Genomic DNA, 19996 nt, shown 5'->3' on the forward strand with positions numbered 1-19996 from the left:
GCCGCACGCCGAGGGCTTGAAGACTCGGATCACACACCGCACCACCGGCTCTGACGACTCGTAACACTGATTCACCGGCCGGGCCGCGGTCAAGACAGGCCGACCCGCCGGCAGCGACTTTAGTGAATCTCCTAAAGCGGGCTTACCAGCGTGTGGGCATACCTGCCGAAGGGAAACCGTAGGGAAATCACGGATGGGCGGCCCGGATCACCCCTTTCTTGGCCATCCCTCTGGAAGCGAGGGCGCGGAGAACGATGGACGAGATGACTGACAGCTCGAACGGGTCGAGAAGCCCGAGCGGCTCCGAGCGTGCTCTGTGTCCCGCCGAGGCGCTGTATGTGAGCCAGCGAAGCAGAGCGGTGCTCTCCTGCGTCCTGCGCGGAAACATCGACACAGAGGCCCTGTCGGCTGCCTTCGACACCATCACGACCGCGCACCCGACCCTGCGCTCACGGATCACGCCCGGCGGTCCGTCGGGGTACGTGCTGCGCCTGCTCGCAGAAGCTGAGCGGCCCCGGTTGCTCACGCGTACCGGAGACCTTACTGACGCCTACGCGGCGGAGCTGAACGCCCCACTTCCGGTCGGCGGCCCGCTGACCCGCGCGGTACTGGTCAGCGAGCCGAAAGGGGACGACCACCTGTTCGTCCTGGTAGTGGACCACACGATCACGGACGGACACAGCAGCATCACGCTGCACAACAGCCTCTGGGACGCCTACCGGAACCTGTTGTCGGGGGGAGGCCCGTCGGCAAACTCCACGGGAGAAGACGAAGACGTAGCATGGCCCCGCCCTGTAAGCGAGTTGCTTCCGTACGCTGAGGAGGCGGACACGGCCGAGTACCTCGAACAGCGCATCGAGCAGACGGCAGCGCATCAGGTGAGCCTCGTCCCGTACGACGTTCCGCGCCCGACGGCCGAGCAGCCCGCTCCCCAAGGCCTCATCGAGGCCCAGCGGCTGACACTGAGCCTGGAGGAAACGGCCCGGATCCGCCACGCGGCCCGCCGGGCCGGCATCTCCGTGCACGGGCTGGTGAGCGCGGCGGTCGTGCGCGCGGCTCGCCTCCGCCTGGCCGGCGACGCCACCCCCCTCCGCACATTGGGCTGCCTTTCACCCGTGGACCTGCGTTCCCGGCTGACTCCACCGCTGCCGGCCTCCGTCATGGTGGCCGCGGTGGCCACCCACCTGCAGACGGTGGAGGTCTCCCCCGATACGGATCCGCTGACGCTGGCGCGCACCCTGCACACCCGCCTGAAGGATGCGATCCACAACGGTGACCACGTCAAGGAGCTCCGGATCACACCGGCGATCCCACGCCACCCGACGCTGCAACTGAGCACAGTGATCGTCACGAACATGGGCGTGGTCCCCGGTCCTCGCCTCCCCGACGACCTGCGCGCGACCGATGTCCGCCTCGTCCCTGCTCGCGAGAACTACTTTCCGCAAGCGGGCCGCAGTCCCGTTATGGCTTGTGTGGTGTCGTTCGAGGGCCGCCTGGCCGTCGAATTCCCCCATTTCACCTCCTGCTTCAGCGCGTCGTTCATGGGGGCGTTCCGCCAAGACGTCCGGGAGGGCCTGCTCGCGTTCGCGGCGGGCGCGGAACCAGTGGCGGCAGCGGCGGCAGCGGCGACGGCAAGCTGAACCGAACCAGATCGACCTGAACCACAGCGAGCCGCATCCTGCTTCGTCTCGCCGCACCTGCCCCCTGGCTTTCCTGAGGAGCGCTCCCTCGAGATGAACCCCATCAGCGACATGCCCACTCTCCCAGCACTGCTCAGGCGTGCCCAGGCGGGTGACGAGCGCGCGATGAACAGCCTGCTCGCCGACGTCGCCCCGTATGTCGCCCGCATCTGCCGGTCCGTCACCCAGGACGACGGGGCCGATGCAGCGCAGGAAGCTCTGCTGGCCATCTATCGCGGGCTGGGATCGCTGCGCGAACCGGCGGCGTTCTACGGCTGGGTCCGCTCGGTGACGGTGCGCGAGGCAATACGCACCGCGAAGCGACGCGGCGCGGAGACGGCGTACACGCAGGTGGAGGTGGGCCGGGCAACGAACCCCCTGGACGCCGTCCACATCACCGACGTCTTGGATCGCCTGTCCGCTCCTCACCGCCAGATCCTCACCCTGCGCGTGTACGGCCTGAACGAGGAGGAGATGGCCGAAACTCTCTCCCTTCCGGTAGGCACAGTCCGCTCCCGCCTCCACCGGGCCCGCCGCCGCTTCCAGGAGGCGTGGCAGCCGTCGGCTGCGTAGGGACTACCCGGTCGCCGCTCAGTGCCCCTTGGTCCCTGCCCTTGGTGAGTCGGTCGATCTTCTCGTCCCGCATCTTGTAGCAGGTGTTCAGGCAGTCGACGACGTTGCGGCCGAGCCGGTGCACCGCTGCCGCGACCAGGCCGTCGTACGGTCCCCTCTCGTCACGGAGCCACGGGCCCGGACTGGGTCGGGTCACGGGATCCGTGGCGCCGGAGACCTCCCCGTCGTCCGCCCAGCCGATGATGTGGGCCCCGACGGAGGCGGCGGCAGCGAGTACGTTCTCTCGCTGGCGCTCAGGCGAAGAGCTCGCCAGCTTCACGCGCGACAGTCGCCGCACTCCGAGCAGGCACGTGCCGCATCCGTCGTAGGGTCGCTCGATCGTGTCGAGGTCCGTACCGCGCATTCCTTCTCTCCGTTCGAGCGCGCATCGTACGGAGAATCGGCGGCCACGCCCCGGCTGAACGATCTTGGTCAGCCGAGGAAGCTCAGCCGCACCTGCCGGTCCGCGTTGTCGATGTTCGTGTCCACCAGGCACACCGACTGCCACGTCCCCAGTTCCAGCCGCCCCCCGATCACCGGCAGCGTGGCGTGGGGCGGTACGAGGGCCGGGAGTACGTGGTCGCGGCCGTGGCCGGGGCTGCCGTGGCGGTGGCGCCAGCGGTCGTCCGCGGGGAGCAGGGTCTGCAGGGCGGTGAGGAGGTCGTCGTCGCTGCCGGCTCCGGTCTCCAGGATCGCGACGCCGGCGGTGGCGTGGGGGACGAAGACGTTGAGCAGGCCGTCCCCGCCGTGTGCGGCGCGATCGAGGAAGCGTGCGCAGTCGTCGGTCAGGTCGACGACCGTCTCGGTGCGCCCCGTGGTGACGCTCAGCAGGTGGGTGGTGAAGGTGTCGGGCATGGGCCCATTCTCTCGCCGCCGGGGCCGGCCGCTCACCGGGAAGATCCGGGGCTCGGCCACAGTTGGTAGAAACGTGAACAACTTCGGGGTGCGTGAGCTGGACGTGGTCGTCGTCGGCGCCGGGCAGGCGGGGCTGTCCGCCGCCTACCACCTGAGCCGGGCCGGGCTGCGGCCGGACCGGGAGTTCGTGGTGCTGGACCATGCGCCCCGGCCCGGTGGGGCGTGGCAGTTCCGCTGGCCGTCGCTGACGTACGGCAAGGTGCACGGGATGCACGCGCTGCCCGGCATGGAGCTGACGGGGGCGGACGGGAGCAGGCCGTCCTCGGAGGTGATCGGGGCCTATTTCGACGCGTACGAGCGCCGTTTCGCCCTGCGGGTGCACCGCCCGGTGGAGGTGAGTGCCGTGCGGGAGGGCGAGGGCGGCCGGCTGCTGGTCGAGACCTCCGAGGGCCGGTACGCCGCGCGGGCCCTGATCAATGCCACCGGCACCTGGGACCGGCCGTTCTGGCCGCGTTATCCGGGCCAGGAGACCTTTCGCGGGCGGCAGGTGCACACTGCCGACTATCCGGGCCCCGAGGCGTTCGCCGGACTGAGGGTGGTCGTGGTCGGTGGTGGTGCGTCCGGCACTCAGCACCTCATGGAGATCGCCGAGGTGGCGTCGGAGACGTACTGGGTGACGCGGCGCCCTCCGGTCTTCCGGGAGGGGCCGTTCGGCGAGATTCAGGGACGGGCCGCGGTGGCCATGGTCGAGGAGCGGGTACGCCGCGGGCTCCCGCCGCAGAGCGTGGTGAGCGTGACCGGGCTTCCCCTCAACGACGCCGTACGGCGTGCGCGCGAGCAGGGGGTGCTCGACCGGCTCCGCATGTTCGAACGCATCGTGCCGGAGGGTGTGGTCTGGTCCGACGGCCGCACGGTGGAGGCCGATGTCATCCTCTGGGCGACCGGCTTCCGGGCCGCCGTCGACCACCTCGCCCCGTTGAAGCTCCGCGAACCGGGCGGCGGCATCCGTGTCGAGGACACCCGGGCCGTACGGGATCCGCGGATCCACCTCGTCGGCTACGGGCCGTCGGCCAGCACCATCGGCGCCAACCGGGCAGGCCGGGCGGCGGTGCGTGCGGTGAAGGGGCTGCTGGACGGCGTGGCCGCCTGACGGCACGGGCCCCCGGGCGGGCCCTCAGGTCGTCGCCGGGACCGGGTCGCCGTCGCGGCGGATCAGGGCGGCGTAGCGTCCGTCCTGGGCAAGGAGCTCCTCGTGGGTGCCGCGCTCCGCCGCGCGGCCTTCGTCCAGGACGACGATCTGGTCCGCGTCCCGGACGGTGGAGAGCCGGTGCGCGATGGTGAGCGTGGTGCGCCCCCGGGACAGGGCGTCGATGGCCTGCTGCACCGCGTGTTCCGTACGGGTGTCGAGGGCGCTGGTCGCCTCGTCGAGGATCAGGACGGGCGGGTCCCGGAGGATGGTGCGGGCGATCGCCAGCCGCTGCTTCTCGCCGCCGGAGAACCGGTACCCGCGTTCCCCGACGAGGGTGTCGTAGCCGTCCGGCAGCCCCGCGATGTGGTCGTGGATCTGCGCGGCGCGGGCCGCCGCCTCGATCTCCTCGTCGGTGGCGTCCGGTTTGGCGAAGCGGAGGTTCTCCGCGACGGAGGCGTGGAAGAGGTAGGTCTCCTGGGAGACCACGCCCACCGCGCGGGCGAGGGTGTCGAAGTCGAGGTCCCGCACGTCGATCCCGTCGAGGGTGACGCGGCCGCCGGTGACGTCGTACAGCCGCGGGACCAGATAGCTCAGCGTGGACTTGCCCGATCCGGTGGGTCCGACGACGGCCAGACTGTTCCCCGCGGGGACGGTCACGTCGATGCCGCTCAGGGTCGGGCCGCTCTTCTCGTCGTAGCTGAAGGTGACGTCCTCGAAGGCGATCTCGCCGCGTACCTTCTCCAGCCGGACGGGCTGTTCCGGTTCGGTGATGTCCACCCGGAGGTCGAGGTATTCGAAGATGCGGGCGAACAGGGCGAGGGACGTCTGCATCTGCACCCCGGTGGAGAGCAGGCTCACGGCGGGCCGGAACAGGCCCTGCTGGAGCGAGACGAAGGCGACGAGCGTGCCGATGGAGACGGCGGTGACACCGCTCTGCAGGGTGAAGCCCGCGGCCCAGTAGATGACGGCGGGCATCGCGGCCATCACGATCCCGATGGTCGACATCCTCCAGCGCCCCGCCATGTTGGAGCGCACCTCCAGGTCGACCAGGCGCTCCGACTCCTCGGAGAAGGCCCGGGTGAGGGAGTCCGAGCGGCCCATGGTGCGGCCGAGCAGGATGCCGCTCACCGAGAGCGATTCGGTGACCGTGGCCGCCATCGCGGCCATCTGCTTCTGGCGCTGGGTGGTGATCTTCTTGCGCTCCCGGCCGACACGACGGCTGATCCAGACGAACACGGGGAGCAGCAGCAGCGAGACGACGGTGAGCCGCCAGTCCAGGGCGAGCATGGCGACCACGGTGGCGATCACCGAGGTGAGGTTGGAGACCAGGGATGTGGCGGTGGAGGTGACCGTCGCCTGCATGCCGCCGATGTCGTTGGCGATGCGGGACTGGACCTCGCCGGTGCGGGTCCGGGTGAAGAAGGCGAGCGGCATCCGCTGCAGCTGGGTGTAGACGGCGGTGCGCAGGTCGTGCATGACGCGCTGGCCGACCGTCGTGGAGATCAGGGTCTGGAGGACTCCGAAGACGCTGTTCATCACGGCGGTGAGGATCATGCCGAGCGCCAGCAGGGTGAGGAGTCCGGTGCGCCCCTGGGGGATCGCGGTGTCCAGGATCTCGCGGAGCAGGAACGGGGAGGCGACCGACACCAGGGAGGAGGCGCCGACCAGGAGCCCCACCACGGCGAGCCGGCCGCGGTAGGGGCGGAAGAGACGGAAGATGCGGCGCAGCTCGGCGGGCGGCTGCGCGTCCTCTGCGGCTGGAGGTGTCCAGGCGGGTTCGTCGGGTTTCATGGGCTCCTTCGAGGGTGCGTTTCGAGGGGTGAGGCGAGTGAGGCGCCAGGGGCCCGGGCTCCCGGAAGGTGACTCGGAGGTCCGGACGGGAGGGCGGGCCGATCGTGAGAGCCTAGCTCATTGTTACCCCTCTTCACAATGAACCAGGTCCTGATATTGTTCCCTCATGGACTCCCCCGACTCCGACGGCCTGCTCGCCGAGCAGCTCCTGCGACTCACGCGCCGCCTCCAGCGCATCCAGAGCCGCCAGCTGGAGCCGGTCGGCATCACTCCGGCCCAGTTCCGTCTGCTGCGCACGGCCGCGCACTACGAGGGCGCACCGAGGATGGCCGATCTCGCCGAGCGGCTCGACGTCGTCCCCCGGGCGGTGACCGCCCTGGTCGACGGCCTGGAGGCGAGCGGCCGGGTGCGGCGCGCCCCGGATCCGAACAACCGGCGGGTGGTCCGCATCGAGATCACCGAGGAGGGCCGGGCGGTGCTCCGGTCGATGCGGGCCGCACGGAAGGCGGCCGCCGAGGAGATCCTGGCTCCGCTGACCGCCGAGCAGCGTGAGGTGCTCGGCGGCCTGCTCACCGCGCTGGTCGACGGGATGCCGGACCGCCGCCGCTGCTGAGCGTCCCTCCTGCCCGACGGCGCACCCGGGCGGCACCCGCTTCCTGTGCCCTGTCCCGCGTAACCCACCCGGCCCGCGCGACTCACCCGAATCACTTGACTCGCGCGCCCCACGTACCCCACCCAGCACGGTCCGGGCGCAGGGGTCCGCTCACCGCCCCCTTGCGCAACACCAGCCTCAACCACCAAGGTCCTGAACGAGGTTCGGGGTCCCGCCGTGCCCGTGCGGGCCCCCGGGAACGTACGCGCACCGTCGCATTCCCCTCTCTGGAGGCCAGATGAAGGACGACGCAGCACAGGACCGCACCCCCCGGGACCAGGGCCCGCGGACCACGGACGACGGGGCGCCGAGCCGCCGTTCCGTGCTTCGCAGCACGGCCGGCGCGGTGGGGGCCGCGAGCACCGGACTCGGGCTGGGGGCCGCCGGGACGGCATCGGCAGCGGAGCAGGGCTCCGCTCCTGATCCCCTGTCCGTTCCGGTCCGCAAGGGCGCGACCATGGCCGGGGTCCGCTTCGACCGGCGTTCGACCGTACGCGTCGGCATCGTGGGGCTCGGCAACCGCGGCGGCAGCATGATCGACCTCTTCCTCGCCGTCGACGGGGTGCGGATCGTCGCCGTCTGCGACCCGGTGAAGGACAAGGCCGAGCGGGCGGCCGCGAAGGTGACGGCCGCGGGCCGGCCGGCGCCCGCCGTGTACACCAAGGGCGAGGACGACTACGCGCACCTCTGCGCGCGCGGCGACATCGACTTCGTCTACGTGGCGACCCCCTGGGACTTCCACTTCGAGATGGCGAGGACGGCCCTGCTGAACGGCAAGCACGTCGGCGTCGAGTGCCCGATCGCGCTGCGGCTGGACCAGCTGTGGGAGCTGGTCGACCTCTCCGAGCGGACCCGGCGCCACTGCATGCAACTGGAGAACTGCTGTTACGGGCGCAACGAGATGCGGGTCCTGCGGATGGCGCACGCCGGTCTGTTCGGTGACCTGCTGCACGGAGCGGGTGCGTACAACCACGACCTGCGGGGCCTGATGTTCGACCCGGACTACTACGAGGGGCCCTGGCGGCGGCTGTGGCACACGCGCCTGCGGGGCGACCTGTACCCCAACCACGGCTTCGGCCCGGTCGCGAACTACATGGACGTCAACCGCGGCGACCGCGCGGTCAGCATCACGAGTGTCGGGACGCCCTCGCTCGGTCTCGCCGCCTACCGCGAGGAGCACATGCCCGCCGGCGACCCGAGCTGGAAGGAGACCTACATCGAGAGCGACCGGACGATCAGTCTCGTCCAGACCGCCAAGGGCCGGGTGATCCGGCTGGAGCACGACGTGTCCACCCCTCACCCCTACTCGCGGATCAACAGCCTCGGCGGCACCAAGGGGGTGTTCGAGGACTACCCGGAGCGGATCTACCTGGAACCGGACCACTCCGACGACACGTGGGCCGACTTCGGGGCGTACGCCGAGTGGGACCACTGGCTGTGGAAGGAGCAGGCGGATCCGCCCGGGGGCCACGGCGGGATGGACTACATGATGGTGTTCCGGCTGATGCAGTGCATGCGTCTCGGGCTCGCCCCCGACTTCGACGTGTACGACGCCGCCACCTGGACCGCGCCCGTACCGCTCAGCCACCTGTCGATCAGGGCCAAGGGGGCGCCCCAGCAGATCCCCGACTTCACCCGGGGCGAGTGGCGGAAGGCCCGTTCCGGAGTGGACTCCGCACGGCCCGCCGAATAGGACGCCGTCCGCGGGAGGGCCCCGTCACCACAACCGGTGGCGGGGCTCCCCGGCGTACGGCGGAACGGGCCGTCGCGCCGAAATAATTCGGTTGCCCGGGACGGGGCCGGGAAGCGAACCTTGCACGGTTTGGTCCCCCACTGTTCCACGAGATCCACCACGGATCTCCGCTTCCGATCCTTGGGACGTCATGCAGATTCGCGATCTTCCGTATTCGGATCCCGGCGATCCCGACGTGCGGTCAGGCCCCCGTTTCCTGTTCTGGCTCGGGCGCAGCCAGCTCAGGGGGCAGCTCAAGTCCCTCTGCTGGGGGCTGCTCCACCACTGTGCGATCGCGGGCCTGCCGCTGGCCGTCGGTCTGTCGGTGCAGGCCGTCATCGACCGTTCCGGCGGGGACCTCGTGCGGGCCGGGGTCCTCCTCGTCGTCCTCGGCGTCCTCATCTCCGTCGGCGACACCATGCTGCACCGGACGGCGGTCACCAACTGGATCACCGCCGCGGCGCGGGTGCAGCAGCTCCTGGCGCGCAGGACGGCCGAGCTGGGCTCGGCCCTGACCCGGCGGGTGGCCGCCGGCGAGGTGGTCGCCGTGTCCACCGGCGACGTCGAGAAGATCGGCTGGTTCGTCGAGGCGCTGTCGCGTTTCCTGGCGGCGGCGACCGCGCTCGTGCTGATCTGTGTGGGCCTGGTCCTCTACCTGCCGTCCCTGGGGGTGCTGGTCGCGATCGCCACGCCGGTGCTGGCCCTGGCGGTGCTGCCGCTGCTCCCCCGGGCCACCCGCCGGGCGGACCAGCAGCGCGAGAAGGCGGGCCGGGCCACGGAGCTGGCCTCGGACACGGTCGCCGGGCTGCGGGTGCTGCGCGGCATCGGCGGCGAGGAGCTGTTCCTCGGACGCTACCGGCGGGCCTCCCAGGAGGTCCGCGAGGCCGCCGTGCGCAGTGCCCGGATGTGGGCCCTCATCTCGGGGATCCAGGTGTTCCTGCCGGGAGTCCTGCTGATCTCCCTCGTCTGGTACGGCGCGGTCCTCGCCCGGGACGGCCGGATCGACGTCGGTCAGCTGGTCACCGTGTACAGCGCGGCGACCCTGATGCTGTTCCCGCTGCGCAACGTGGAGGAGATCGCCATGGCGTACTCCTTCTCGCGGCCGTCCGCCCGGCGTGCGGTCCGTGTGCTGTCGCTGCGGCGCGGCACCCGTACCCCGACGGCGGACGCCGGGGTGTCCGGCGGCGACCTGTACGACCCGGTGACCGGGCTGATGGCACCGCAGGGCCTGTTCACCGCCGTGGTCTGCGGCGATCCCGACGCGGCGGGGCGGCTCGCGGAGCGGCTCGGCGGTCACGCCGAGGATGCCGAGAAGACCGAAGGGGTCAGGAAGACCGGGAGGACCGAAGGGGTCCGGAAGACCGAAGGGGCCGAGAAGGCCGGACAGGCCGCGGGGCACGAGGCCGACGAGGAGCCCGGCCCGGTGCCCTCGGTCCTGCTCGGCGGGGTGCCGCTGGACGAACTGCCGCTCGACGCGGCGCGGGCGGCGGTGCTGGTGCAGGACAAGGACCCGGTGCTGCTGTCGGGCACGCTGCGGGAGCTGCTGGACGTGCCGTCCTCGGGCGCGGTGACGGCCCGGGACGCCCTCGCCGCGGCCCGATGCGGCGATGTGCTGGACGCGCTGGCGCAGGCGTCCGCCGACGCGGACGGCGACCCGATGGACACCCGGATCACCGAGCGGGGCAGGTCCCTGTCGGGTGGTCAGCGCCAACGGCTCGCGCTGGCCCGCTCCCTGGTCACCGATCCGCAGGTGCTCGTGCTCGACGAACCGACGTCCGCGGTCGACGCGCACACCGAGGCCGGGGTCGCCGCCGGTGTGGAGCGGCTGCGCCGGGGCCGTACGACGGTGGCGTTCGCGTCCTCGCCGCTGCTGCTGGACCTGGCCGACCGTGTGGTGCTGGTCCGCGGGGGCACGGTCGTCGCGGCGGGGACCCACCGCGAGCTGCTGCGGAGCGAGCCCCGGTACCGGGCCGTCGTGACGCGCGGGACCGAGGACGAGGCGGCGGGTACAGCCGCACCGGAGGGACGCACCGCGGTCGACGGCCTCCGGCCGGCCCGTGCGGCCGAAGAGATCGAGGAGCGCGCATGACCCGCCTGGCACCACCGGAGTACGACCCGGCCGCACCGGAGTCGGCGACGACCCTGCCGGTCGGTTCGCCGACGACCGTACGGGCGTACGTGAACGCCCTGCTGCGGCGTCACCGCAGGGCCTTCGCGCTCCTCGTCGCGGTCAACGCCGTCGCGGTGATCGCGTCGATCACCGGCCCGTACCTGCTGGGCAGGCTGGTGGAGGACCTCTCGAACGGGGTCACCGACCTCCGTCCGGAGCGCACCGCCGCGGTGTTCGCGCTGGCACTGGTCGTGCAGACCGTGTTCACCCGGACGATGCGGCTGCGCGGGGCGGTGCTCGGCGAGGAGATGCTCGCCGATCTGCGCGAGGACTTCCTCGTACGGTCGGTGGGGCTGCCGCCCGGGGTGCTGGAGCGGGCCGGCACCGGGGACCTGCTGTCCAGGATCACGACGGACATCGACCGGCTGGCCAACGCGATGCGTGAGGCCGTGCCGCAGCTGGCGATCGGGGTGGTCTGGGCCGGGCTGCTGCTCGGCGCGCTCACCGTGACCGCCCCGCCGCTGGGGCTCGCGGTCCTGATCGCACTCCCGGTGCTGGTCGTGGGCTGCCGCTGGTACTTCCGGCGGGCGCCCTCCGCGTACCGCTCGGAGGCCGCCGGGTACGCGGCGGTCGCCGCCGTCCTCGCCGAGACCGTGGACGCCGGGCGGACCGTGGAGTCGCACCGGCTGGGTTCCCGCAGGATCGCGCTGTCGGACCGGCGGATCAAGGAGTGGACCGCGTGGGAGCGGTACACGCTCTTCCTGCGTTCGGTGCTCTTCCCCGTCATCAACACCACGTACGTGACGATCCTGGGGGCGGTGCTGCTGCTCGGCGGCTGGTTCGTCATGGAGGGCTGGATCTCCGTCGGGCAGCTGACGACCGGGGCGCTGCTGGCGCAGATGATGGTGGATCCGATCGGTCTGATCCTGCGGTGGTACGACGAGCTCCAGGTCGCCCAGGTGTCCCTGGCCAGGCTCGTCGGCGTGCGCGAGATCGAGCCGGCCGCGGGGGACGGTCTCGTCGCCCCCGACGGCAGGGAGATGCGGGCCGACGAGGTGCGCTTCGGGTACCGCGCCGGGGTCGACGTGCTGCACCGGGTGTCGCTGGACGTGCCGCCCGGGACGCGGCTGGCGCTGGTCGGGCCGTCCGGGGCGGGCAAGTCCACGCTGGGGAGGCTGCTCGCGGGGATCTACGCGCCCCGGGCGGGTTCGGTGTCGCTGGGCGGCGCCGAACTGTCGCGGATGACGGCCGAGCGGGTGCGGACGCACGTGGCCCTGGTGAACCAGGAGCACCATGTGTTCGTGGGTTCGCTCCGTGACAACCTCCTGCTCGCCCGTACGGACGCGGCGGACTCCGAGCTGTGGGCCTCGCTGGCCGCGGTGGACGCGGACGGCTGGGCGAAGGCACTCGACGGGGGTCTGGACGCGGAGGTCGGCTCGGGCGGCCTGGCCCTCACCCCGGCGCAGGCGCAGCAGATCGCCCTGGCCCGGCTGGTCCTGGCGGATCCGCACACGCTGGTGCTGGACGAGGCGACCTCGCTGCTCGACCCGAGGGCGGCCCGTCATCTGGAGCGTTCGCTGGCCGGGGTGCTGGAGGGCCGCACGGTGGTGGCGATCGCGCACCGGCTGCACACCGCGCACGACGCGGATGTGATCGCGGTGGTCGAGGACGGGCGGATCGGCGAGCTGGGCAGCCACGACGAGCTGGTGGCGGCGGACGGCGCGTACGCGGCGCTGTGGCGCTCCTGGCACGGCTGAGCGGAGTCCGCCTCCCGTGCGGCGGCCCCTCCGCCGCCGTACGGGAGGCGGACTCCGCCGCCTGCGGTGAGGATGAGGGAGTGACTGGCTCCGGATCCGGGGCAGGGGAGCGATGACCGCGTAAGCCCGAGAAGGGACGCACACTGTGGCACGACCCAGGATTCTCGTTGTCGGCGCCGGCTTTGCCGGGGTCGAGTGCGTGCGCCGGCTGGAGCGCACCCTCGCTCCCGGCGAAGCGGACATCGCGCTCGTCACCCCGTTCTCGTACCAGCTCTACCTGCCGTTGCTCCCCCAGGTCGCCTCCGGGGTGCTCACCCCCCAGTCGGTCGCCGTGTCCCTGCGCCGCAGCCGGCGCCACCGCACCCGGATCGTGCCCGGCGGGGCCATCGGGGTGGACACGAAGGCGAAGGTCTGTGTCGTCCGGAAGATCACGGACGAGATCGTCAACGAGCCGTACGACTACATCGTGCTCGCGGCCGGCAGTGTCACCCGGACCTTCGACATCCCGGGGCTGGTGGACAACGCCCGGGGGATGAAGACGCTGGCCGAGGCGGCGTACATCCGTGACCACGTCATCTCCCAGCTCGATCTGGCCGACGCCAGTCACGACGAGGAGGAGCGGGCGTCCCGGCTGCAGTTCGTGGTGGTCGGCGGCGGGTACGCGGGCACCGAGACGGCCGCCTGTCTGCAACTGCTCACCAGCAACGCCGTGAAGCACTACCCGCGGCTGGACCCGAAGCTCATCAAGTGGCATCTGATCGACATCGCGCCGAAGCTGATGCCGGAGCTCGGCGACAAGCTCGGGGTCAGTGCCCTGGAGGTCCTTCGCAAGCGCGGGATCGAGGTCTCGCTCGGTGTCTCCGTCGCGGAGGCGGGGCCGGACAAGGTGACGTTCACGGACGGCCGTGTGCTGCCGTGCCGCACGCTGATCTGGACCGCGGGGGTCGCGGCGAGTCCGCTGATCGCGACCCTCGACGCCGAGACCGTGCGCGGCCGGCTCGCGGTGACACCGGAGATGAGCCTGGCCGGTGCCGACGGGGTGTTCGCGCTCGGGGACGCCGCCGCGGTGCCGGACCTGGCCAAGGGGGACGGGGCGATCTGCCCGCCGACCGCTCAGCACGCGATGCGCCAGGGCCGCAAGCTGGCGGACAACATCATCGCGTCCCTGCGGGGCCGTCCGCTCCAGCCGTACGTGCACAAGGACCTGGGGCTGGTCGTGGACCTCGGCGGCCGGGACGCCGTCTCCAAGCCGCTGGGCATCGAGCTGCGGGGCATGCCGGCGCAGGCCGCGGCGCGCGGTTACCACTGGGCGGCGCTGCGGACGAACGTCGCCAAGACCCGGGTCATGACGAACTGGCTGCTCAACGCGATCGCCGGGGACGACTTCGTGCGCACCGGCTTCCAGTCCCGCAAGCAGGCGACCCTGCGCGACTTCGAGTACACCGACTCCTACCTCACCCCGGAGGAGATCCGCGCCCACACCGCGGACCTGCGGGGCTGACCCGCCTCCACCGGCCCCGTCCCCCCGCACAGGCCGGGGGACGGGGCCGGTGTCAGGTGAGGCGGGAGAGGACCGTGGCGACGGTGTCCGCCTCCTCGGCCCTCTTGTCCTCGCGGTGCCGCAGCACCCGGGCGAACCGCAGGGTGACGCCCTCCGGGTAGCGGGTGGAGGTCTGGAGCCCGTCGTAGGCGATCTCCACGACCAGCTCCGGACGGACCGTCACCACGTGCCCGTCGTCGGCGGTGGCCAGCTCCTGGAGGCGTTCGGTCTGCCAGGTGAGCATGGCGTCCGTGAGCCCCTTGAAGGTCTTGCCCAGCATCGCGAAGGTGCCGTCGTCCCTGCGCGCCCCCAGATGCAGGTTGGAGAGCTTCCCGGTGCGTCTGCCGTGGCCCCATTCGGCGGCCAGCACGACCAGGTCCAGGGTGTGCACGGGCTTCACCTTCAGCCAGGAGGCGCCGCGCCGGCCCGCGCTGTAGGGCGCCGCGGTGCCCTTGACGACGACGCCCTCGTGCCCGCGGGCCAGGGTGTCCTCGGAGAACGCCAGCGCGGCCGCCCGCCCGGTGCCGTCCGCGGGGTCGGCCACGACGAGGCGGCGCACGCGCATCGGCCCGGGGACGAGAGCGGCCAGCTCCCGGTGGCGTTCGGTGAGGGGGAGGTCGAGGAGGTCGCGTCCGTCCACGGACAGCGCGTCGAAGAAGACGGGGACCACGGGGACGGCGTCCGCGGCGGTGGCGACGTCGCGCCGGGAGCCCACCCGGCCGGCGGTCTGCTGGAACGGCCGGGGCCGCCCGTCGGGTCCGAGGGCGATCACCTCGCCGTCGAGGACGAACCGTTCGCCGGGGAACGCGGCCACCGACTCGGCGAGTTCGGGGAGCCGGTCGGTGATGTCGTCGAGGGTGCGGGTGTAGACGCCCACCCGCGGGCCGTCCCGGTGGACCTGGACGCGGATGCCGTCCAGCTTCTCCTCGACGACGCAGGGGCCGAGCCGGTCGATCGCCTCGGCCACCGAGCGGGCGGTGTGGGCGAGCATGGGCTGGACCGGCCGGCCGACGGTGAGCCGGAAGGCGGCGAGGGCCCCGGGGCCCTCCGAGAGGAGCGTACGGGCGACGGGGCCCAGGGCGCCGGCGAGCATGACCGCGCGCCGCACCTCGGCGGGCGGTGCCCCCGCGGCGTCCGCGAGGGCGTCGACGGCGACGGCGTCGAGCGCGCCCTGGCGCACCTCTCCGGTGAGCAGACCGCGCAGGAAGTGCTGCTCGTCCTCGGTGGCCGCGCCGAGCAGCAGGGTCAGGCGCTCCTTGCGGGCGGTCTGTGAGCCCGGGCCGCCCAGGGCTCCGATCGCGGTCAGTTCCGCGTGCGTCCACGCCACGGTGAGCGTGGGGGTGCCGGCCGGCGCCACCGGGACGCGCAGGGCGCTCCAGCCGATGCCGAGCCGCCCCTGCGGGAGGCGGCCGGCGAGGTAGGGGATGACGACCGGTACGTCGTCCGGCTCCGCCTCCCGGAAGAGACCGGCCAGCAGGGCGGTCTTGCGGGTGCGGGCCGAGGCGGCGGCGACCTCGCGGGAGACGTGGGCGAGCCTGGCGAGCAGCATGCGGCCATCGTGCTACGCCGTGGGGCCCACCGCCCCCCGGAGGCTCCGGGACCGCGTCAGATGATGTTGAGGGCGGCGGCGGCGCCCACTCCCCCGAGGATCATGAAGGCGGGCATCAGCACCTTGACCTCGACCCAGCTGCCGGCCCGGAAGCGCATGAACTTGGGCGGGCCGAGCGGGTACCAGCGCTTGCGCCCCATCGGTATGGGCCACAGGACGGGGCAGCCGGAGACCGTGAGGGCGTCCCCGATGTCGTGGACGAGCGCTCCGAGGACGATGGGAAGCCCGAGCCACATGTACTCCTGTCCGGGCGCGTCGAACAGCCAGCCCGCGCCGTTGCCGGGCTGGTCGAGGACGCCCGCAAGGATCCACGCGCTGGTCGCGCCGAGCAGCCAGACGAGGACGTCGCTGGAGACGCGGGCCGCCCGCCAGAGCAGTCCTTCGACGGCGAGCACCAGGTGGACGAAGAGGATGGCCAGGACCGCCCACCGGCCGCCGGTGACCGCCACGAAGGAGGCGCCCGCGCCGACCAGGACCGCCCACAGCCAGGTGTGGGTGAGCGTGCGGTGGCCGCCGGTCCTGCGCGGGTCGCCGGTGCCCTTGGTCGCCTTGTAGACGGCGTAGGAGAGCTTGTCGACGATCTCGCAGAGCGCCTTGGAGACGGGACCGAAGGCGCGCGAGATGGTGGCCGACTTGTGGTCGAGGTCCGGGGCGAGCGCCGCGCCGGCGGTGATCAGGGCCCCGACGACCAGGACGGGCCAGGGCATCGTGTGGCCCGCGGCGGCCGCCGCGGCACCCACCCCCAGCCAGGCCGCCGCACCTGACAGAGAATGTGCCGGTCCCATCATGGTTCTTCCCGCCCCCATCGTGATTCGGCCGTGTGCTCCGGCCGGGCCGCCATTGCCTCTGCGAGGCGGCCGAGTTGAGTGGGCAGCGTATCGTCCGTGATCTTCGTCGGATCCGCCGGTTCCCTCATCCGGGCAGGAGACAGGCAAGATGGGGGGCGTGACCCTTATCGATCAGCTCCCGCCGACCGCCGACCCGGACGCCCTCTTCGAGGCCTTCTCGTCATGGACCGAATCGCAGGGGATCGCCCTCTACCCGGCTCAGGAGGAGGCGCTGATCGAGGTGGTCTCCGGGGCCAACGTGATCCTCTCCACGCCCACGGGCTCCGGAAAGAGCCTGGTGGCCGCGGGGGCGCACTTCACGGCGCTGGCCCAGGACAAGGTCACGTTCTACACCGCGCCGATCAAGGCGCTGGTCTCGGAGAAGTTCTTCGACCTGTGCAAGCTCTTCGGCACGGAGAACGTCGGCATGCTGACCGGTGACGCCTCGGTCAACGCCGACGCCCCGGTCATCTGCTGCACCGCCGAGGTGCTCGCCTCGATCGCGCTGCGGGACGGCAGGTACGCCGACATCGGCCAGGTCGTGATGGACGAGTTCCACTTCTACGCGGAGCCGGACCGCGGCTGGGCCTGGCAGATCCCGTTGCTGGAGCTCCCGCAGGCGCAGTTCGTGCTGATGTCGGCGACCCTCGGCGACGTCGCGATGTTCGAGAAGGACCTGACGCGCCGGACGGGCCGCCCGACGTCGGTGGTGCGCTCCGCGACCCGGCCGGTGCCGCTGAGCTACGAGTACCGGCTGACGCCGATCACGGAGACGCTCACCGAGCTCCTGGACACCCGGCAGTCGCCCGTCTACATCGTGCACTTCACGCAGGCCGCCGCGGTGGAGCGGGCGCAGTCGCTGATGAGCATCAACATGTGCACGAAGGAGGAGAAGGAGAAGATCGCCGATCTGATCGGCAGCTTCCGCTTCACCACCAAGTTCGGCCAGAACCTCTCCCGCTACGTGCGCCACGGGATCGGGGTGCACCACGCGGGGATGCTCCCCAAGTACCGCCGGCTCGTGGAGAAGCTCGCCCAGGCGGGCCTGCTGAAGGTCATCTGCGGGACGGACACCCTGGGCGTGGGCGTCAACGTGCCGATCCGCACGGTGCTGTTCACCGCCCTCACGAAGTACGACGGCACCCGGGTGCGCACGCTGCGCGCCCGGGAGTTCCACCAGATCGCGGGCCGGGCCGGCCGGGCAGGTTTCGACACGGCCGGTTTCGTGGTCGCGCAGGCCCCCGAGCACGTCATCGAGAACGAGAAGGCCGTCAAGAAGGCGGGCGACGACCCCAAGAAGAAGCGCAAGGTGGTCCGCAAGAAGGCCCCGGAGGGCTTCGTCGCCTGGTCGGAGACCACCTTCGACAAGCTGATCCAGTCCGAGCCCGAGCCGCTGACCTCGCGCTTCCGGGTCACGCACACCATGCTGCTCGCGGTGATCGCCCGCCCGGGCAACGCGTTCGAGGCGATGCGGCACCTGCTGGAGGACAACCACGAGCCGCGCCGGGCCCAGCTGCGGCACATCCGCCGCGCCATCGCGATCTACCGGTCGCTGCTCGACGGCGGTGTGGTGGAGCAGCTCGACACCCCCGACGCCGAGGGCCGGATCGTGCGGCTCACCGTCGACCTCCAGCAGGACTTCGCGCTCAACCAGCCGCTGTCCACGTTCGCGCTGGCCGCGTTCGACCTGCTGGACGCCGAGTCGCCGTCCTACGCCCTGGACATGGTCTCGGTCGTGGAGTCGACGCTCGACGATCCCCGGCAGATCCTGGCGGCCCAGCAGAACAAGGCGCGGGGCGAGGCGGTCGGCCGGATGAAGGCGGACGGCGTCGAGTACGAGGAGCGGATGGAGCGGCTCCAGGAGGTCACGTACCCCAAGCCGCTGAGCGAGCTGCTCTGGCACGCGTACGACGTGTACCGCAGCAGCCATCCGTGGGTCGGCGACCACCCGGTGTCGCCGAAGTCCGTGATCCGTGACATGTACGAACGGGCCATGACCTTCACGGAGTTCACCTCGAACTACGAGCTGGCCCGCACCGAGGGCATCGTCCTGCGCTATCTGGCGAGCGCATACAAGGCCCTTGAGCACACGATCCCCGACGACCTGAAGTCCGAGGACCTGGAGGACCTGATCGCCTGGCTGGGCGAGCTGGTGCGCCAGGTGGACTCCAGTCTGCTGGACGAGTGGGAGCAGCTGGCCAATCCCGAGGTGGAGACGGCCGAGCAGGCGCAGGAGCGGGCCGACGAGGTCAAGCCGGTGACGGCCAACGCCCGTGCCTTCCGGGTGCTGGTGCGCAATGCGATGTTCCGCCGGGTGGAGCTGGCCGCCCTGGACCGGGTACGCGATCTGGGTGAGCTGGACGCCGACGCGGGCTGGGACGAGGACGCGTGGGGCGAGGCCATGGACGATTACTGGGACGAGCACGAGGAGCTGGGCACGGGCCCGGACGCGCGCGGCCCGAAGCTGCTGAAGATCGACGAGGATCCCGGGCAGGGGGTGTGGCGGGTGTGGCAGGCGTTCGCCGACCCGGCCGGGGACCACGACTGGGGAATCCGTGCGGAGGTCGATCTCGCGGCCTCCGACGAGGAGGGCCGGGCCGTCGTCCGGGTCACGGCCGTGGGCCGGCTGTGACGGCGGACGGGCCGGGAGAGTGGAGAAGAACGGCATGACGAACCCCGCCGACAGCCTGGTCGAGCTGCTCGACCTGGAGCGGATCGAGGTCAACATCTTCCGCGGCCGCAGCCCCGAGGAGTCCCTGCAACGGGTCTTCGGCGGTCAGGTCGCGGGTCAGGCGCTGGTCGCGGCCGGCCGCACCACGGACGGCGACCGTCCGGTGCACTCGCTGCACGCGTACTTCCTGCGCCCGGGCCGTCCGGGCGTGCCGATCGTGTACGACGTGGAGCGGGTGCGGGACGGCCGGTCCTTCACGACGCGCCGGGTCACGGCCGTGCAGCAGGGCAGGACGATCTTCAATCTGACGGCGTCCTTCCACCGCCCGGAGGAGGCGGGGTTCGAGCACCAGCTGCCGCCGGCCCGGATCGTGCCCGATCCGGACGAGCTGCCGACGGTCGCCGACGAGGTGCGCGAGCACCTGGGGGGCCTGCCGGAGACCCTGGAGCGGATGGCGCGCCGTCAGCCCTTCGACATCCGCTACGCCGACCGGCTGCGCTGGACGCGCGAGGAGATCGAGGGCGCCGATCCGCGCAGCGCGGTGTGGATGCGGGCGGTCGGCCCGCTGGGCGACGACCCGCTCGTGCACACCTGCGCGCTGACCTACGCGAGCGACATGACGCTGCTGGACGCGGTGCGGATCCCGGTCGAACCGCTGTGGGGGCCGCGCGGCTTCGACATGGCCTCGCTGGACCACGCGATGTGGTTCCACCGGCCGTTCCGCGCCGACGAGTGGTTCCTGTACGACCAGGAGTCGCCGATCGCCACGGGTGGCCGCGGGCTGGCCAGGGGGCGGATCTACGACCGGCAGGGGCAGTTGCTGGTGTCCGTGGTGCAGGAGGGGCTCTTCCGCCGGCTCGACGGCGCGTAGGCCCCACCGGGCGCGGCCCGGTCCCGGCGCGTAGGCCCCACCGGGCGCGGCCCGGTACCGGCGCGTAGGCCCCACCGGGCGCGGCCCGGTACCGGCGCGTA

Annotated in this window: 14 protein-coding genes and 1 pseudogene; 10 read left to right on the plus strand and 5 right to left on the minus strand. The window is 71.9% G+C overall.

All coding sequences use genetic code 11. From position 1 onward, the window contains the following. Window positions 1-263 precede the first annotated feature (263 nt). Both ABZ172_RS04035 and ABZ172_RS04040 read left to right on the plus strand, forming a co-directional pair. Entirely contained in the window at window positions 264-1640 is a 1377-nt protein-coding gene (locus ABZ172_RS04035; RefSeq protein WP_356879945.1) for a condensation domain-containing protein, read from the plus strand. A gap of 93 nt (window positions 1641-1733) precedes the next feature. Then, on the plus strand, window positions 1734-2252 hold the full coding sequence (locus tag ABZ172_RS04040) for an RNA polymerase sigma factor (protein WP_356879947.1): 519 nt from the start codon (window positions 1734-1736) through the stop codon (window positions 2250-2252). A gap of 67 nt (window positions 2253-2319) precedes the next feature. On the opposite strand, the pseudogene ABZ172_RS04045 reads toward ABZ172_RS04040, so the two are convergent. Continuing rightward, window positions 2320-2655: pseudogene (locus ABZ172_RS04045) on the minus strand (recombinase family protein); the annotation flags it as partial. Window positions 2656-2723: 68 nt separating this feature from the next. After that, window positions 2724-3146, minus strand: a complete 423-nt coding sequence (locus ABZ172_RS04050) for a YjbQ family protein (protein ID WP_356879949.1) — start codon at window positions 3144-3146, stop codon at window positions 2724-2726. 88 nt (window positions 3147-3234) lie between these two features. Here ABZ172_RS04050 and ABZ172_RS04055 point away from each other — a divergent pair, with 88 nt between their 5' ends. After that, window positions 3235-4296 (plus strand): NAD(P)-binding domain-containing protein, encoded by a 1062-nt coding sequence (locus ABZ172_RS04055; protein ID WP_356880219.1) that lies wholly within the window; start codon window positions 3235-3237, stop codon window positions 4294-4296. 24 nt (window positions 4297-4320) lie between these two features. Here ABZ172_RS04055 and ABZ172_RS04060 read toward each other — a convergent pair whose 3' ends face one another. Beyond that, window positions 4321-6126 (minus strand): ABC transporter ATP-binding protein, encoded by a 1806-nt coding sequence (locus ABZ172_RS04060; RefSeq protein WP_356879951.1) that lies wholly within the window; start codon window positions 6124-6126, stop codon window positions 4321-4323. Between the two features lie 166 nt (window positions 6127-6292). Here ABZ172_RS04060 and ABZ172_RS04065 point away from each other — a divergent pair, with 166 nt between their 5' ends. The 5 genes from ABZ172_RS04065 to ABZ172_RS04085 all read left to right on the plus strand — a co-directional run bounded on the left by ABZ172_RS04065 (window position 6293) and on the right by ABZ172_RS04085 (window position 13878). Then, complete coding sequence (locus tag ABZ172_RS04065) at window positions 6293-6739, plus strand: MarR family transcriptional regulator (RefSeq protein WP_356879953.1); 447 nt, start codon at window positions 6293-6295, stop codon at window positions 6737-6739. A gap of 277 nt (window positions 6740-7016) precedes the next feature. After that, window positions 7017-8471, plus strand: coding sequence for a Gfo/Idh/MocA family oxidoreductase (locus tag ABZ172_RS04070; RefSeq protein ID WP_356879955.1), 1455 nt, complete (start codon window positions 7017-7019; stop codon window positions 8469-8471). A 190-nt stretch (window positions 8472-8661) separates the two neighbouring features. After that, a complete protein-coding gene (locus ABZ172_RS04075) occupies window positions 8662-10599 on the plus strand; it encodes an ABC transporter ATP-binding protein (RefSeq protein ID WP_356879957.1) in 1938 nt (645 codons plus the stop codon). After that, on the plus strand, window positions 10596-12377 hold the full coding sequence (locus tag ABZ172_RS04080) for an ABC transporter ATP-binding protein (protein WP_356879959.1): 1782 nt from the start codon (window positions 10596-10598) through the stop codon (window positions 12375-12377). Before ABZ172_RS04075 ends, ABZ172_RS04080 begins: the two co-directional genes overlap by 4 nt. Window positions 12378-12522: 145 nt before the next feature. Then, complete coding sequence (locus tag ABZ172_RS04085) at window positions 12523-13878, plus strand: NAD(P)/FAD-dependent oxidoreductase (RefSeq protein ID WP_356879961.1); 1356 nt, start codon at window positions 12523-12525, stop codon at window positions 13876-13878. Window positions 13879-13930: 52 nt separating this feature from the next. Here the strand turns inward: ABZ172_RS04085 and ABZ172_RS04090 are convergent, their stop codons facing one another. Together ABZ172_RS04090 and ABZ172_RS04095 are read right to left on the minus strand one after the other, a co-directional pair. After that, window positions 13931-15466, minus strand: a complete 1536-nt coding sequence (locus ABZ172_RS04090) for an ATP-dependent DNA ligase (RefSeq protein WP_356879963.1) — start codon at window positions 15464-15466, stop codon at window positions 13931-13933. A 56-nt stretch (window positions 15467-15522) separates the two neighbouring features. Further along, window positions 15523-16314, minus strand: a complete 792-nt coding sequence (locus ABZ172_RS04095) for a metal-dependent hydrolase (RefSeq protein WP_356879965.1) — start codon at window positions 16312-16314, stop codon at window positions 15523-15525. Between the two features lie 157 nt (window positions 16315-16471). On the opposite strand from ABZ172_RS04095, the gene ABZ172_RS04100 reads away from it, so the two are divergent. Beyond that, window positions 16472-18985 (plus strand): DUF3516 domain-containing protein, encoded by a 2514-nt coding sequence (locus tag ABZ172_RS04100; protein WP_356879967.1) that lies wholly within the window; start codon window positions 16472-16474, stop codon window positions 18983-18985. Between the two features lie 34 nt (window positions 18986-19019). Continuing rightward, window positions 19020-19895 (plus strand): acyl-CoA thioesterase II, encoded by an 876-nt coding sequence (locus ABZ172_RS04105; protein ID WP_356879969.1) that lies wholly within the window; start codon window positions 19020-19022, stop codon window positions 19893-19895. Window positions 19896-19996: the final 101 nt, after the last annotated feature.

Source organism: Streptomyces sp. NPDC006296 (assembly GCF_040613235.1).
In the GTDB taxonomy this organism is placed as follows: Bacteria; Actinomycetota; Actinomycetes; order Streptomycetales; family Streptomycetaceae; genus Streptomyces.